General features: G+C 41.5%; 15 protein-coding genes. 8 read left to right on the top strand and 7 right to left on the bottom strand.

The window, feature by feature from the left end; translation table 11 throughout:
* Positions 1–28: 28 nt before the first annotated feature.
* From HNQ46_RS01055 to HNQ46_RS01025, 7 genes are all read right to left on the bottom strand, one after another.
* Complete coding sequence (locus HNQ46_RS01055; protein WP_183681818.1) at positions 29–1,570, bottom strand: DUF2142 domain-containing protein; 1,542 nt, start codon at positions 1,568–1,570, stop codon at positions 29–31.
* The gene (locus HNQ46_RS01050; protein ID WP_183681815.1) at positions 1,567–1,944 is read right to left on the bottom strand and encodes a DUF2304 domain-containing protein; all 378 of its coding nucleotides are present in this window, start codon (positions 1,942–1,944) and stop codon (positions 1,567–1,569) included. The genes HNQ46_RS01055 and HNQ46_RS01050 overlap by 4 nt, the downstream gene beginning before the upstream one ends.
* 3 nt (positions 1,945–1,947) lie before the next feature.
* Positions 1,948–2,922, bottom strand: a complete 975-nt coding sequence (locus HNQ46_RS01045; protein WP_183681813.1) for a glycosyltransferase family 2 protein — start codon at positions 2,920–2,922, stop codon at positions 1,948–1,950.
* A 93-nt stretch (positions 2,923–3,015) separates the two neighbouring features.
* Positions 3,016–4,338, bottom strand: coding sequence for a lipopolysaccharide biosynthesis protein (locus tag HNQ46_RS01040; RefSeq protein WP_243155794.1), 1,323 nt, complete (start codon positions 4,336–4,338; stop codon positions 3,016–3,018).
* A gap of 21 nt (positions 4,339–4,359) precedes the next feature.
* On the bottom strand, positions 4,360–5,049 hold the full coding sequence (locus HNQ46_RS01035) for a glycosyltransferase family 2 protein (protein ID WP_183681810.1): 690 nt from the start codon (positions 5,047–5,049) through the stop codon (positions 4,360–4,362).
* Between the two features lie 44 nt (positions 5,050–5,093).
* Positions 5,094–6,140 (bottom strand): ATP-grasp domain-containing protein, encoded by a 1,047-nt coding sequence (locus HNQ46_RS01030; protein ID WP_207719920.1) that lies wholly within the window; start codon positions 6,138–6,140, stop codon positions 5,094–5,096.
* The gene (locus HNQ46_RS01025) at positions 6,137–7,249 is read right to left on the bottom strand and encodes a DegT/DnrJ/EryC1/StrS family aminotransferase (RefSeq protein ID WP_183681804.1); all 1,113 of its coding nucleotides are present in this window, start codon (positions 7,247–7,249) and stop codon (positions 6,137–6,139) included. The genes HNQ46_RS01030 and HNQ46_RS01025 overlap by 4 nt, the downstream gene beginning before the upstream one ends.
* 132 nt (positions 7,250–7,381) lie before the next feature.
* Between HNQ46_RS01025 and HNQ46_RS01020 the strand changes: the two genes are divergently transcribed.
* From HNQ46_RS01020 to HNQ46_RS00990, 8 genes are all read left to right on the top strand, one after another.
* Positions 7,382–8,989, top strand: coding sequence for a L,D-transpeptidase family protein (locus HNQ46_RS01020; protein WP_183681801.1), 1,608 nt, complete (start codon positions 7,382–7,384; stop codon positions 8,987–8,989).
* An 11-nt stretch (positions 8,990–9,000) separates the two neighbouring features.
* Positions 9,001–10,026: a glycosyltransferase family 2 protein gene (locus HNQ46_RS01015; protein WP_183681798.1), complete on the top strand. Its 1,026-nt coding sequence runs from the start codon at positions 9,001–9,003 to the stop codon at positions 10,024–10,026.
* Between the two features lie 1,049 nt (positions 10,027–11,075).
* Positions 11,076–11,561, top strand: coding sequence for a transposase (locus HNQ46_RS01010; protein WP_183681795.1), 486 nt, complete (start codon positions 11,076–11,078; stop codon positions 11,559–11,561).
* Positions 11,562–12,359: 798 nt separating this feature from the next.
* Positions 12,360–12,497 carry a listeriolysin S family TOMM bacteriocin gene (locus tag HNQ46_RS12355; RefSeq protein ID WP_456299638.1) on the top strand — a complete coding sequence of 46 codons (138 nt, stop codon included), beginning with the start codon at positions 12,360–12,362 and terminating at the stop codon, positions 12,495–12,497.
* Between the two features lie 67 nt (positions 12,498–12,564).
* On the top strand, positions 12,565–13,497 hold the full coding sequence (locus HNQ46_RS01005) for an ATP-binding cassette domain-containing protein (RefSeq protein ID WP_456299639.1): 933 nt from the start codon (positions 12,565–12,567) through the stop codon (positions 13,495–13,497).
* A 1-nt stretch (position 13,498) separates the two neighbouring features.
* Positions 13,499–14,275: an ABC transporter permease gene (locus HNQ46_RS01000; RefSeq protein WP_183681789.1), complete on the top strand. Its 777-nt coding sequence runs from the start codon at positions 13,499–13,501 to the stop codon at positions 14,273–14,275.
* Positions 14,265–14,576 carry a DUF5963 family protein gene (locus HNQ46_RS00995; protein ID WP_183681786.1) on the top strand — a complete coding sequence of 104 codons (312 nt, stop codon included), beginning with the start codon at positions 14,265–14,267 and terminating at the stop codon, positions 14,574–14,576. The genes HNQ46_RS01000 and HNQ46_RS00995 overlap by 11 nt, the downstream gene beginning before the upstream one ends.
* Positions 14,577–14,593: 17 nt before the next feature.
* A complete protein-coding gene (locus tag HNQ46_RS00990) occupies positions 14,594–15,187 on the top strand; it encodes a nitroreductase family protein (protein ID WP_183681783.1) in 594 nt (197 codons plus the stop codon).
* The last annotated feature ends 59 nt before the right edge of the window (positions 15,188–15,246 follow it).

Genomic DNA, 15,246 nt, shown 5'->3' with positions numbered 1-15,246 from the left:
GATACTCGGTATCCATCAAAGTTCGAGTTTAGTGTAAAAACAAACTGATATAAGTGTATAAAAGAAATGAAAGATTCGCAAGAATCTGGAAGAAAAGGACGAAAGAAACGATCCTCTCTCCCTGCTTTCCCACTTTTTTGCTTGGCATAAAGCAAAGGATAAACAGGGGCAGTACCGGCAAAAAGTATCTTCCCTGTACCCCTAAGACATAGTCCGTACGCTTTGGTGTATAAGCAAAAAGCATGGAAGACAAAATCAAAACGATTAATCCCAAAGGAATCAGGAAAAGAATTATTCTTTGTAAAATATGAAGTTTCTTCCCCCGCATTTCCTCCCTCTCACCGAAAATTCCTGCCAGGAAGGAGCAAATGCTGAAAAGCACCACCAAGGGAAGCGGGAAGGACAGACGGCTGTCAAACTGTCCCAAAGGACGGCCAATCAATGTATACCAGTACTCCTTTCCCTTGATAAAAAAGGTATTTCTCAGAATCTTTAAATACACATCCGGCTGAGCCAGAATCTCTCTTCGGTTATAGGTTTCCATGCCTCCGTCCTGTCCTACAATATTGGAAAGATTCACCGTATCCTCCTGAGGACGGACATAACGGCTAAAGGCATCCAGATTCACCAACAACAAGGGTAAGACGATAGATAAACCGATGGCAAAAATACCGATAAAATACAGCCATGGGGAGGAAAAGCGTTTAAAGGAAACCATAACGCAAAGCAAAAACAGAAGGGAATACACCATCTTACAGGGGGAAAGTGCTATGGCAATCAGACAAATCCATAGGATTTCCTTAAGTCCCAGCTTTTCCTCGCGAAACTGGTATTGGAATACCAGGGATAAAAGAAGAAAGCTTAAGGCCAGGATATAGGCATCATAGGACAGGGAAGAAATCAACTCCAGGGTCATGGGGAAAAGACTTATGGAAAAAAGGATTTCCTTACCCATGGGGATTTTTTCTATGGCCAGACTCCCTAAAATACTGAAAAAGAGAAGGTTGAAAAATCGTCCGAAATACAAAAGGGTAAAACGGGAGCCGTATAGGATTCTTGCAAAGGAAAATCCCAGTGCCGGAAAAAAGTAGGCTAAGGGAGTGGTCTTTACCGGTTTTTGCAGAGTAAAGCTGTAGCCCTTTTCTTTGGCAAAAAAGGAGGCCTGCTGCCGCTCTTCTATCTGTGATCTATCAATATGCATGCCGAAAACCGTAGCCTCCTCCGGCTTCCCGTCTCCGGTCCAGTCATCAATCTCCTCATCCTCCTTCCGGATTCGAAGATTTCCATCTTTATCATACAGCTTTCCCCCCTGTCCCAGCATTTCCGAAGACAGAGCATAGGCACTGACATAATGCAGAACCTCATCCGGGGCGGATAAGGGCATTAAGACAAAGGAATACAGGGAACCCAGAATCATCATGCTCAGAAAATAAATCTGGGCAAGCTTCATTTTTCTACGAAAAAGAAAGAAGAAAAAGCCTGCTGCAAAGGCAAGGGAAATCAAACTAAGGAAAATAGTCTCCCGCAAAAATGCGGGGTGCTCCTTCCACAAGCTTAGTAGATTACTCATTTACTATCCTCCTGCCCTACTTCCAAATGCTTTTCCCTTTCTCTTTCTTTTCTCTCCTCCAATGCCATATCCTGCACGATTCGATTCACCTTTTCCTCCAGCTTTCCCAATTCCACATGGGTATGGAAAAGCCGTAAAAGCAGAATAAAAATCACCAGCAAAAAGAGAAAGTTCGGTGTGGAGTAAATCCCCAGGCTTCTGGCCATAAAATCCGGTACAAAGGGAAAAATGGCAAAAACAAGCAAGAGAATAGAAAAGAGTAGCCAAAAGATACTCTCTTCAATCCGCATCTTCGCCTTTTTGATGGAACGGTGTAAAAACAGACTGGTTCCCAGGCAGACCAATATGATAATCACTCTAAATAAAGGACTCATAGATTACTGTTTTTCCCTTTCTTTGGAAAACTTCTTTCGGAAATACTGGGGATTCACGGTAAAGGCAAACACCCAGCTTTTCGGAAGCTTATGATAGCGCTTTCCCAGTTGATAGCCAAGGAAACGAAAGGCTGTTTTATAAAGGAAGGGGAGGATCAAAAGCGCCTTCTTCTCATGCCAAAGCTTTCCTATGCTTCTCTTCAGGTACTTCATTCCTTCCTTTTCCGCAGGAATTTTTGAGAATATCCCCCTATAGTCTCTGTGGGACACCCCCAGGTCAAAGTTTCTATGGAACTGATCCATGGCGGAAAAATGATGGGAATGCCAAACCTCCGCCCTTGGGCAGTAGGCTGTTTTTCCTCCTGCTTCCTGCATCCTTGCGGCATAAATCATATCCTCGTTAAAAATGCTGGGTTCGGAAAAGCCACCTAGACTTTGAAACAAATCCTTTTTATACATACAACAGACATTGGACTGGAAAAAGCATTTGATGCCAAGCTTCGGCAACTGCTCTATCCCGCAAATCCTTTGCTCTGTCCCGTAGTTAAAGCTCCGGGAAAGCACCTCGTCAAAGGAGCTTTCCTCGTCGGTAAGCTGTCTTGCGTAAACCGCTCCGATTTTCTCCTCCCAAGAAAAGGCTTCCAGCAATTCCTTGGTGCAAGAGCTATCTTTTGGAACCGCATCCTCCGTCATACATAGAAAAAAAGGCGCATCCGAAAAAGATACCCCCAGGTTTCTGGCGTAAGCATGGTCAAATTCTTCTTTCTTGATATGTTTTAAAAGGTAAAGCTCCGGATTCCTTCCCTCCAATAAGGACTTGGGAAAAAGAGCTTCTTCCGTATTAATCAAAATGATTTTTCGTGGAGGAACTTCCTGCTTTTCCAGGGCATCCAACAATCTTTTGCATTTCTCATCCGGCTTATAAGTGGGGATGATGACGTCATAGTTTTGCTTCTGACTTTGGGCATTTTCCTGCATTTCCTACCTCCTTTTGGCATTTTAACATGGGCTCTTTAGAAAAGAAAGGCTATAGTTTTGGCTTCTGCTTCTACTCTGCTATAGCTCTTCGCCTCATGAGGAAGAAACCGAGAATGAACTGCCCTTAAATTCTCCCTTTCCGTGTCCCGTAACAAAGAAGAAAAGGAACAAAAAGACCATCATGGAGAGAAAATGCAGACTTCCGTAAAAAAATCCTCCCCTGGCCACCACCGGATTTACCGTAAAAAAGGAAAGCAGACTGGCAATGCCATAGCCGATAAATACCCATTTTTGCTTTCGCTTTAATATCAAAAGATAGTACTCCGTGTTAGCCAGAGCATAGAAAGCTCCGCCCAAAATCAAAATGCAGAATGTCCATCTCTCTCCCGTAAATTTTCCGGAGAAGTTGCTGCCAAGAATCCACTCCAAAATACTGAGTGCCAGACCGGAAAAAATCAGAGCCAAAAGAAAAAGTACCAAGGACAGCAAGGCTACCTTTTTAAACAAGGCGTTTTCCTGCTTTCGGAAGGCCTTTTCCTTTCCTTGCTGAAAAAGCACTGCCAGATGGGGAAGGGCAGGACGGATAATAAAGTTGGCCAAAAGATAAATGAAGTTTCCGGGCATAAAGAGGAGATTAAAAATACCGGAACGGGAAGAGCCGTAGACCTGATCCACCGCATATTTACTGGAAGAAAAAACATAAAAGTCTAAGAACACGGAAAGAAAGAGGGTAAAAACCTCCTTCCATAGCTTTACTAAGTCCGACTTGCCGAGACTCTTTTCTTCCCCCAGGGGCTTGGTGGCTTTTAAAGGGAGAAAGGAAAAGAGAAAGAAGGAGGCCGCCTGTGCCAGATTCATAGCAATGGCTCCCAAGAAAAGATTTTTTGTGATTAAAAGAAAAATCAGAAGAGCCAGGACGGAAAAAACCGTGCGAAGAAACATGGATTGCCCTGCCTTATACAAAACACCCCTTCTTTGCAGCTCCGACTCATAGACGTCACAAAAGGCATCCCCTATTTTAAAAAGGCATAGGAAGAATAATATCAGACTCTTCTCCCCGCTATAAAGACCGCTACCGTACTGAAAAAGAAGAAAGAGCACAGCAAAAATCAGAGCCAATCCTCCAGTAAGACTGCGAAACTGCCTATATTGTCGAAAGGAAAACTCTCCCTTCATATCCGTGATATGAAAAGGCCGAAGCCCAAAGTAAGCCACGATGAAAAACTGTTGTCCCAAAGTAGAATAACCGAAGCCGAAGATTCCCCCCTGCTCCTCTCCCCCTAGGCGAAGGACAAAGAAAGCCAGCACCATGGAAGCCAGAGCATAGCACATACTGCCTATGCCGTTCCAAAGCACATCATTTTTCATAAAGGAAGGCTTCTGTCCTCCCTGTTTTCCAACTGCTTCTATACTCATTACGTTCTATTTCACTACTTTCTATATTTTTGTATTCCCGAAAAAAAGAATAGACAAAAGTACTCTGGTCATATATTTTGCCGCATTCCAGGGTTTTAAATAGGACTCTCCCTCCCGTCTTTCCCGAATCTTTACCGGCACCTCGGAAACCGTCATTCCCGCCAAAAGTAAATGAGCCAGAGTATCCGGCTCCGGAGAGAAATTCCGTTCTCTGGAAAAGCGAAGAATGGCTTTCCGCCCGTAAATCCGAAGTCCACAGGTGGGGTCCGTCAGTTTTGTTCCGGTTCTTAAAAGAATAGCCAGGCTGATTAAGGCAGAACCGAAGTCTCGTAAAGAGCCTCCTTTTTTCTTTTCCAAAAAACGGGAACCGCAAACAATGTCCACGCCATTTTCCGCTTCTTCCAGCAAAGCCTCCACATCCTCCGCCCGGTGTTGTCCGTCACCGTCAAACTGCAAGGCAAAGGCAAAGCCCCTTTGATCTGCATAACGCATACCGGTTTGAAAACAGGCTGTTAAACCGAGATTTTCAGGAAGGGCAAGGTAGGAATAGCCCTTTTTTTGGCAAAGCTCCACAGTTCCGTCTGTGGAACCGTCGGAAACAATAATATATTCCGCTTTAGGATCTACGGACAAAATGTCTTCCACCACCGCGTCCAGACTCTTCGCCTCATTGTAAGCGGGAATAATCCAGAGTAATTTCTTTTCTTCCAATAGTTCCTCCTTAGAAGAATTTTTTAACTTTTTATCTGTCTTAGCTAGGAAAGATAAAAATCATCATAATACTTTCCATAAAAACCATAACGAATACCGGCTTCCGGCTTTTGAGAAACAAAATCCGCCATCGCCTTTGTTTCTGACAGCCTTCCTGCAGCCTTCTCTCCTTCGGCACCCGGTTCCGATGTCTCAGAAAGGTAAAAGTCCACCGCCTCTTCCACAAAGGGCGCTCCTGCCAGGACAGAAAATCCGATGCCTCCTGAGGGACGAGGATTAATTTCCAGAAAATAAAAGCAGTCCTCCTGCTCCTCATAAATCCACTCAAAATTCACAAGACCATAAAGATTTAAAGCTTCTGCAATCCGCTTGCACTGCCTTTCAATGCCCTTCTCCGGCAAAATTTCCACACTGACTCCGGCTCCATTTTTCGTCCGAAGATTTTCTTTCCGTACCAGCGCTCTATCCACTCCCCCATGACCTCGAAAGTAATCTACGGTATAGACCTTCCCTTCGATTTTTCTTTGGAAAATGTAGTTCTTCTCCTCTTCTCTCCACATCTTATTGCAGAAAAATCCCAACTGATCCTCATCTTCAATCTCACACAAGCCCTCTGAAGAACGGCCGTTTCTTTTCTTGGCAATCATGGGAAAAGATAGATTCTCAAAATCCAAATCTTCATACTCTTCTCCGGGAATCACGGAAAATCCCTCTTCCAGCTTGTCGGAAAGAAATTTACTTAAAAGGTATTTGTCCCGAATCAGACTTAGATCCCCCTTGGGAATACAAAGGGTAATTCCCTCCTTTTGAAAGCGTTCCTTATGTTTTTCATAAAAATCCACTTCCAAATCAATCAGCGGAAAAATAGCGGAAAGCTCCCACTCCTTACATAAGGAAAGAATTCTATCCAAATATACCTCTTCCTCCCGTACTAAGGGAATTTGCGCAAAGTCCTTCACCCTTTTCGCCATGGGAATCCACTCTCCGGGATAACAGTCCGCACCATATACGGTATAGCCCTTCTTTTCCAGTCCTGCTATAACCGTCTTGGTGGAAAAGGAGCCCAAGGCTGTACACAGAATATTTTTCATGAGCACTCCTTTTGTAAAATAACGGAAATTCTTTCAATATCGGAAAAATCCAAATCAGGATAGATGGGCAAAGTCAGTATTTCCTCCGCAATTCTCTTGGCTATCGGTGTGCCATCCCCCGAAAACTTTCCTTTATAGCAATCATACTCGGAAATCAAAGGATAAAAGTATTTTCTGGGATGAATGCCTTCTTTTTCCAGAAGGGAGAAAATCTGATTTCTTCTTCCCTCTCCTAAAATCCGTACAGGAAGGTAGGCATAGTTTTTCTCCACCCCCTCCTGCTCCTTAGGAAAAATAAGACCGGGGACGTCCTTTAACAGGCTTTCGTAATGCCGGTACCGCTTTTCCCTTTCCTTAATATATTCCCCTATATGCCGTAAATTGCAAAGTCCCATGGATGCGGAAAATTCATTCATTTTCCCGTTACAGCCCACCAACTCCACACTTTCCTGCCCCATAATACCGAAATTTTTCAAGGCATAAAGCTTATGCAAAAGTTCCGGATTTTTCTCTCCAATACAAACCGCACCGCCCTCTATACTGTGAAAAACTTTGGTGGCATGAAAGGAAAACATGGAGGCATAGCCAAAGCTTCCCACTCCTCTTCCATGGTAACGTTCCCCAAAGGCGTGGGCAGCATCATAAAGCACCGGAATGCCGTATTCCTTAGAGATTTTATCCAGCTCCTCCACAGCGCAAATATGACCATAGACATGCACCGGCAGTATGGCCACCGTATTCTTAGTAATCAGGGAGCGAAGCTTTTTTACATCTATAGTATAAAAATCCTCTTCAATATCGCAGAACACCGGAGTACAGCCATTTCTGACGATGGCATGGGTGGTGCTGGCAAAGGAAAAGGGGGTGGTGATAATTTCTCCCTTCTTTCCCAGGCTTTCAATCAAAAGCTCTAAAGCGACGTGACCATTCACAAAAAGCTCCGTATTTTCCACGGAAAGAAAGCCGGAAAGCTCTTTTTTAAATTGTTCATGAAATTCTCCCATATTGGTTAAAAGACGAGTTTCCCATAACTTTTCCAAATAGGGAAGAAATTCCTCCAAGGGAGGAAGGCTTGATTTTGTAACGTAGAGCTCTTCTTTCTTTTTCATTACTTCCTCCTTAAATTCTGTCGAGATTTTTACAATTCTATAGTAATCCCATGAAAATGTAAATGCTCCCTAGTTCTTTTTGCGTTTTTGTGTTAAGGTTCATAGGTATATTAGATTTTAAGGAGGTTGACTATGAATCAAGCGAAAAAATTCGCTGCCATTCTTACACTAATGAGTATTTCCGCAACACAGCCCTTTCTTGCTTTGGCAAATCCTGTAGAGGGTACGGAAAATACCGCCATTGTATATACAGAGGAAAATGCCCCCTCAATTTCTCAGGGTCCTGTAGAAGGAAGTAATAGTACCGACCTAAGCCCCGGAAATACAGATTCCGGAAGCAGCAATGCCGGAGAGAATACAAACGGAACTTCCCAGAATAACAGCGGAGAGAATAATGCCACTGTTCAGGACTCTGCTCCATTGGAAAAAACAGAACTTACTGTGGATGCCATTCGTCCCTTAATGACAACCGATCATGCCGGAGATATGGCCGCTGACCCCGTTTTAAATCTGGTTCCCTTGGCGACCTACTATATTTATAATTCCGCAGGAGATCGTATTGACTACGGCTACAGCCAGGACAACCAGTCCTTTACCTTCAGTCCCAACGGCTTCCAGCGAATCATGCTGGAGCACCAGAACGTAGGAAGATGGTATTATCGTACCTATTCTCCCTCCGGCTCCTGGGGACCCTGGGCGGCATCCGGAGAAACCACCCCGGATAAGGGAACCGTTACCGCTATCATGCTGAGAGTTAAGGGTTATACCCATACCATGGGAGAAATCTACTACCGTGCAGTATTAAGTGACGGTACCGTAACGGATTGGGCGAAAAGCGGAGAAGCCTGCGGAAGCTTTTCCGGAGACAAGTACATTGTGGGCTTAAAGATTGCCCTATGGAAAAACGGTGTGGAATTTAGCGGAAAGCGCGGGAAGGCATTAGACAGTGCATATCAGGAGGGACTCTATTTTGAAAATGGAGAACCTAAGTACCAAACCGCCGACAACAGCCCCTATACCGGCTATGCCTTTGACCCGGATTCCAACCAGTACTACTTTGAAAACGGTGTTGCCCAGAGAGGCTGGAAGGTCGTAAACGGCTATCGCATTTACCTAAACGAACAGGGTATTGCCTTAAAGGACTTAGAGCCGATTATGGGTAAGCAGGCTGCCTACAGCATCCGTATTAATAAAGAAACCAGAACCCTCTATGTAATGACCAAGGACGAGGAAGGAAAATTCACTATTCCTTATAAAACCATGATGTGTAGTGTAGGACCGGATACCCCTCTTGGTACTTTCAAGATTTACCAGAAATATCGTTGGCACTTCATGCATAAGGATTGCTACACCCAGTTCCTCTCCCGTTTCTACAAGGGATTTTTGATTCATTCCTTATTGTATGAAAAGGCGGACCCCCACAGCTTTGATGCCATCAACTACAACTTTATCGATCAGGCTATTTCCGGCGGATGTATTCGTTTAAGAGCTATCGATTCCCAGTGGGTCTACGAAAACTGTAAGAACGGAACCCCCGTAACCGTGTATTCCGATGCCTGGGACAAGGGTCCCATCGAAAAGGATGCCATCATGCAGGCTATCCCCAGAGAGCAGAACTACGATCCTACGGATCCTGTTGTTGCCGGCAAGCAAAGTGCAGAGGATGCCAAGAGTGTAGCCGACTCCAAGAAGGAAGTAGCTAAGGAAGCGGAAGAAAATATCATTGAACCCAATGCCTAAGGGACAAACAAATGAAAACAACCATCGTTATACCAAACTATAATGGAGCTCATTTTTTAGAAAAGTGCATGCCTGCTTTGCTTTCGCAAAGTAGGCAGGACTTTTCTATTCTTTTTGTGGACAATGCTTCCAAGGACGACAGTGAAAAACAAATCCGGTATTGGATGGAGCAGGATCCGGAGCGGATTTTCCTGATTCAAAATACGGAAAACACAGGCTTTGCCACTGCAGTGAACCAGGGAATACTCTGGGCCAAGGGGCAGGGAGCAAGCTATGCCCTGCTTTTAAACAACGATACGGAGGTGGCTCCTGATTTTGTGGAGCAGCTTCTGCTTTTCATGGAAGAAAAAGAAAAAAAAGGAGAAAAGGTATTTGCCCTTTCCTCCAAAATGGTAAAGATGCATGACCCCAGCCTGATGGATGATGCAGGGGACGAACTGTGCCTCTTAGGTTTTCCCTTCCAAAGAGGTTTAGAGGATGAAGCCTCCCGGTGGACTAAGGCCGAAAAGGTATTTTCCGCCTGCGGAGGGGCTTCCCTATACAGTATTCCTCTTTTGGAAGAAACCGGACTTTTTGATGAAAAGCACTTCGCCTATCTGGAGGATGTGGACCTTTCCTTTCGGGCCCAGTGGAAGGGCTACTCTGTGTACTACTGCCCCACTGCCCTCTGTAAACATGTGGGTTCCGGAACCAGCGGAGGAAAATACAGCGATTTTAAGGTGGAGCTTTCTGCCAGAAACTCTATTTTCCTGCTTTATAAAAACTTTCCTCTCGGGCTGAAAATTCTGAATTTCCTGCCCTTCTTACTGGGAATTTTGATTAAGGCTCTTTACTTCCAAAAGAAGGGCTACGGAAAGGCCTATCGAAAGGGTATCTTTAAAGGCTTAAAGGAAAGAAAAGAAATGAAGAAGGTGGATTTCCGAGGGGTGCCGCTGGGAAGGATTCTAGCCATTGAACTTAGGCTGTTTAAGAATTGCTTTGTGTATCTTTCGGAGAGAAAGAGGAGAAGAAAAGGGCTGCGCTCCCATGCTGTGTAGGCAGGAAAGCGGGCACACTTGCGACAACCTCGCTCTGCGTAATTAAAAAGCTGTAGAAAAATCAAGGGCAATGCTCCGAAGCTGTATGGATATGAAAGCGGACACGCTCCCGCTAACCTCGCCTCTACGTAATGAAGAACAGTAGAAAAATCAATCGCAACGCTCCGATGCTGTGTAGGCAGGAAATCGGGCACGCTCCCGCTAACCTCGCCTTCGTAACAGTACTAACTTCAAGCTTCGCATTGCTCGCTTTCAGTAAGTACTGACGGGCTCAGATTGCCCTCTTTCCTGCCTACACAGCATCGTTCGCTTCGATTTTGGATTTCTACAGTTCTTCTCTTCGCTGGCTTTCTGCAAGTACCGACGGGCTCAGATTACCCTCTTTCATATCCATACAGCTTCATTCGCTTTGGCTTTGGATTTCTACAGTTCTTCCCTTCACCGGCTTTCTACAAGTTCTAACGGGCACAGTTTGCCCTCTTTCCTGCCTATACAGCATCCTTCGCTTCAATTATGGATTTCTACAGTGCTTCTCTACAACGGCTTTCTACAAGTTCTGACGGGCTCTGGTTTTCCTCTTTCATGTCTACATAGCATTTGCCGCTTTGATTTTGGATTTCTACGATACTGAAATAATAGGAGATCGCAGGAACTTGCTTTCTATGACGAGGTATTAAGGAATCTTTGCGAGGGCTTAGGCTATGCACGAAAAAGACGATCACTAGGCTTCCGTAGGGAGCTGCACTCTAGCAACGAAGGCGGGCGCATGTTTGAGCCCGAAGGGTGAGTTTGCGCAGGAGCCTGAGTGAAAAAGCGAGTGCAGCGAGTAGGAAACGTAGTGTGTCTTTGAGGCAAAGCCTAAGCCGAAGCAAGACATTCATTAGTCTGTATGATAGAGTTGCCAACGATTACTTGACAGAGCATATTTTATCGCAAGTTCCAATCTCACCCACCTGAAAGCTCTACTTGCTGATGCTTCAAAAGGGCACTATGGTCGTGAAAAGGCCATTGAAATCAGAGAAACTGCAAAATCTTCTATCGGATTACTTATGCCTGCTAAATCAATGGAACTCAGGCAGACAATCCGTCGAATTGACACCCTGACTTCCGATATTAAAGAAGTCGAGCAGTCCATTCAGAAAATCATGGATGATTGTGGTTCTCCAATTACAACTATTCCCGGCATCAAGTATCGTATGGGGGCAATGATTCTAGCAGAGATTGGAGACTTTACACGCTTTAGCAATGCAGATCAGGTTCTTGCTTATGCAGGACTATCTCCGTCTACGTACCAGTCCGGAAAACTAATATCTTCTTATGCTCGCATGGAAAAACGTGGCTCTAAGTATCTGCGTTACGCACTTTTCAATGCTGCTATATATGCTTCTGTATGGGACGAGCGATTCAGGCTCTATTTGTCAAAAAAACGGGCAGAAGGCAAGCACTACTATGTCGCAATAAGCCATGTGGTTAAAAAATATGTTAGAACCATCTTTCGGATGGAAATAACTCATACGTTATATCAGCCTTTATAAGTTAAATTAGCTCATAATCTTTTCTGAGAGCATCATCACTGATGCTCTATTCGTCATACAGTTTTCAAAGTACTAATCTATCTAAAATACGTTTCCGTATTTTATTCTGAAAATCTTAATTTTATGCTTGACCATTAATAGTTAGTCTTTTAAAAAATAATAAATTTTATTATTTTTATATCATAGCAGAGATTCATAGGAATGGCAAATAAAGGCGGGTTTTTCCTAAGGCTTCAAAAATAGGCTTTGTCATTACGGCGTGCTTATAAGAGAATTGTATAATCGCTTTTTTATTAGTTGATTATGTATAAGTTATTGCCAAAAAAATATTTGGATTTCTGAAAAATATAGGACTAAATATATAGAAATCATTCTGACAAAGTGGCATAATTTGACTATACTAACAATAATCTAAGAGATACCCTTCATAGAGGAATGCCGTATAAGATAAGTCTAAATATAATATAGGCATTAACAAGTGAATGGCACTGAATCGTATCAGCGATGTATTGTGCAAACCAGACTAAGAAAGAGTTTCCATGAATTATGGAACAAATGATTTTGTGGTTAGAACTAGTGGCAATGATTAATTCATGTAAAAGCAAAGTACTGAAAAACTATTACCTAGAAACGATGTTACGTATCCGTATTCTGCAGTAAATATAAAAATGTGGCAGATATTGTTGTTACGAACGAGACCATTGATAGCAGTATTTTTTTCTCGGTTTGCTATAGTGGATGCTTTAAGATAATATATCTAAAGCATACCTATAAATATTATGAAAGGAGATAACATTTATGGAAATTAAGAAGCATAATGCTAACTTGTATAACATTGCAGATTCTGAAAATGAGATGAATTATGCAAGTAGCGGTTGCTCTTGCTCGTGCTCGTGTTCTTGTTGTTCCAGCTGTGCAGCAATCTCAGAAGAGTAACGAACAACATCTGCCTCCAGAGTTGCAAAAGCTTTGGAGGCTATTTCAAAAAAACAATTGCCATGTCATGGCATTACAGATAATTAAGAAACTATACGTTATGGTTTATGGAGGGGCTATGGAACCGCTATTGGAAATAAAGGGTCTAAATGTGGATATTAACGGTTTGCAAATTTTAAACCTAAGAGAGCAAACGATTACTATTCAAGAAGGCGACATTGTAGGCATAATAGGTGAAAATGGAGCAGGGAAATCCACTTTCATAAATTGCCTTATAGATAAAATAAACTATAAAGGCAAGATTGTAAGAAATTACAGTTTAGATAAATTAGGAATCCAATTTCAAACAAACAACTACAATAAGTTAATGAAGGTTTTTGAATTAATTCAGATTATTTCTCACAAGTCCAAGTTTGATTCCTCGCTAAAATCACAAATAGATAAGTTTGATATTACAGAGTTGCTTAATAAAAGAATAGAAAAATTATCTATAGGTGAGCAACAAAGGCTGACTCTATTTTTAGTGCTTTACCTAAACCCGGAAATCTTGATATTCGATGAACTTACAACAGGGCTAGATTACAAAAAAAGAACTAAAATCCTCGATATAGTTAAAACTTACAGTCAAGGGAAAACAGTGCTTACTGTAACTCATTATTATGAGGAGCTAAACGACTGGGTCAATAAAATCTTGATTTTGCACAAGGGAGATTTGGTGTTCTGGGGAACATTCGATAACTTAAAAGAAACGTTCAAACATTATTCCATAGTTACACTATCTACAGACGATTTTTACAACTTGCCGAAAGAACTTAAGAATATAAACACTGTTAGCGTAGACGATAAAACCTGTGGGTTGATTGTAGCTGATGAATATCACCAGGAAGAAATATTAAGAAGTCTTTCAAGAAGCAATATTCGGTTTCAGATTAATCCTAACAGCATATATAATTTGTATATGCTGGCGATGAAAAATTTCATAGAAAAGAAGGAGGCTTGATATGATGAGGACATACTTGTTTATTGATTTAAAAATAATGTTTCGCATTCCGCTTTCTATATTTTTTTCTATAGCCTATCCAATATTAATGATGATTATAATTATGTTTTCATATGGTAACATTTCAATCGGGAATGGCTATTATTTGATTGATAAGTATTTTTTGATCGCTATTGGAATGGGAATCCTTCCTCTCTCTTTAATTTCTTTCCCAATGTGGATAGGCAATTCCTTTGAAAATAAAAGCATAGAACGCTTGAATTTTTTTGGAGTAAATACAAGTAAAATGTTCGTAGGTGATGTACTGGCTCATTTCATACTGGCAATGATAAGCATGGCTATTAATATTTTAGTTGCCTTTTTGTTTTGGAGACTAAAATTTCCGTCCATAGGTCATTTTCTTTCTTTTATTATACAATATTTCATAGCTATTGTTATAGCTATGATTATTGGTGGCATATTTGCCTATGTATTTAAAAATCCGCAGATTTTAATGACTCTAGGGCTAGTCGTAATGTTTGTTTTATATATGTTCTGTGGCGTGTTCATATCTATCGATCAAATGCCACAGTTATTCCGAAATATATCTTCATATTTGCCAATAAAGTATGCAATGAATGACTTCTTTGACATTTGGACTATGGAGAAATTCTGGGACAAGGATTTTTTACTAATATCTGCAGTGTACTTGGTAATAAGCACTATAGTTTTGGGCATCTGTATCATTAGAGAAAATAAAAGAGTTATTTACAGTGGAGGAAAAAATAATGAAAAATAAGCAAGGGCTACGTATCATCTTAGAATTAGTTGCAGGAATGGTATTCTCGGTAATTTTGTGTTACATTTTAATCTCTTTAGGCTACTCGACTTTCTATAAGGATAATTTTAATGAATACACCGTGAATATCTTTGGCCTACCAATATATGAGATAGTTATGCAAGGTGGGAAAGGACAGGGAACGGCATTTAACCAGAACATGTCTCTTGTCGGTATAATCTGCTCAACCATCACGATGATAGCGGTTGAAACAACTATTTTTATAAAAAACAAGAATAAACCGGAAATTACTGAAAAATAAGCCTGAGGAAAGATACGATGGAAACAAAATTTACTGAGAAGGGGTTTTTCAATCAGCATTTAAAAGTGCAGATGGATAATTCCAATATAAATAATGGAAGAAATGCCGATGTATTTAGCCAAATACTTGTTGGCAATGTAAAGTCCAGCCAGATGGACTATCTATTGAATCTTGGATATATACGGCTTAATGACACAAAGAGTATCGGTATGTTCAATGAATTAAATATTGCAGCCAATAAAAATAAATTCAAGAAATATGAAGAAATTGTGGATAACAGCACTTTGTTTCTGCCAAAAAAGTTTAAAAAGATAAAAAAATCTCTAGAAGATTGCTTGGAATATCGTCAAAGCATTCGAACATTTTCTCCTTACCAGATGAGCCTAAAAGACTTCTCAACATTGTGTAAGTATAGTTTTGGTCAATCAAATAGAACTGCTAATTACAACGGAATCGTTGCAACCAGCCGATATTATGCTTCCGGTGGCGGCTTATATCCTGTTCAGGTTTATATTTATGCCAATAATGTTAGCGGAGTAAAAAAGGGAATCTATAGATATCAGTTAAATACACATTCATATTCTTTAGTTTTTATTTTCTTTTTAGATTGAGATAAAATATTTTCAAATTCAATCGATAAATCACTTTGAATCCTCGTATATTCAAAAAT

Source organism: Oribacterium sinus (assembly GCF_014202695.1).
Taxonomy (GTDB): domain Bacteria; phylum Bacillota; class Clostridia; order Lachnospirales; family Lachnospiraceae; genus Oribacterium; species Oribacterium sinus.
Note: the sequence above shows the minus strand (reverse complement) of the source record. Positions and strands in the feature narration are given on the sequence as shown.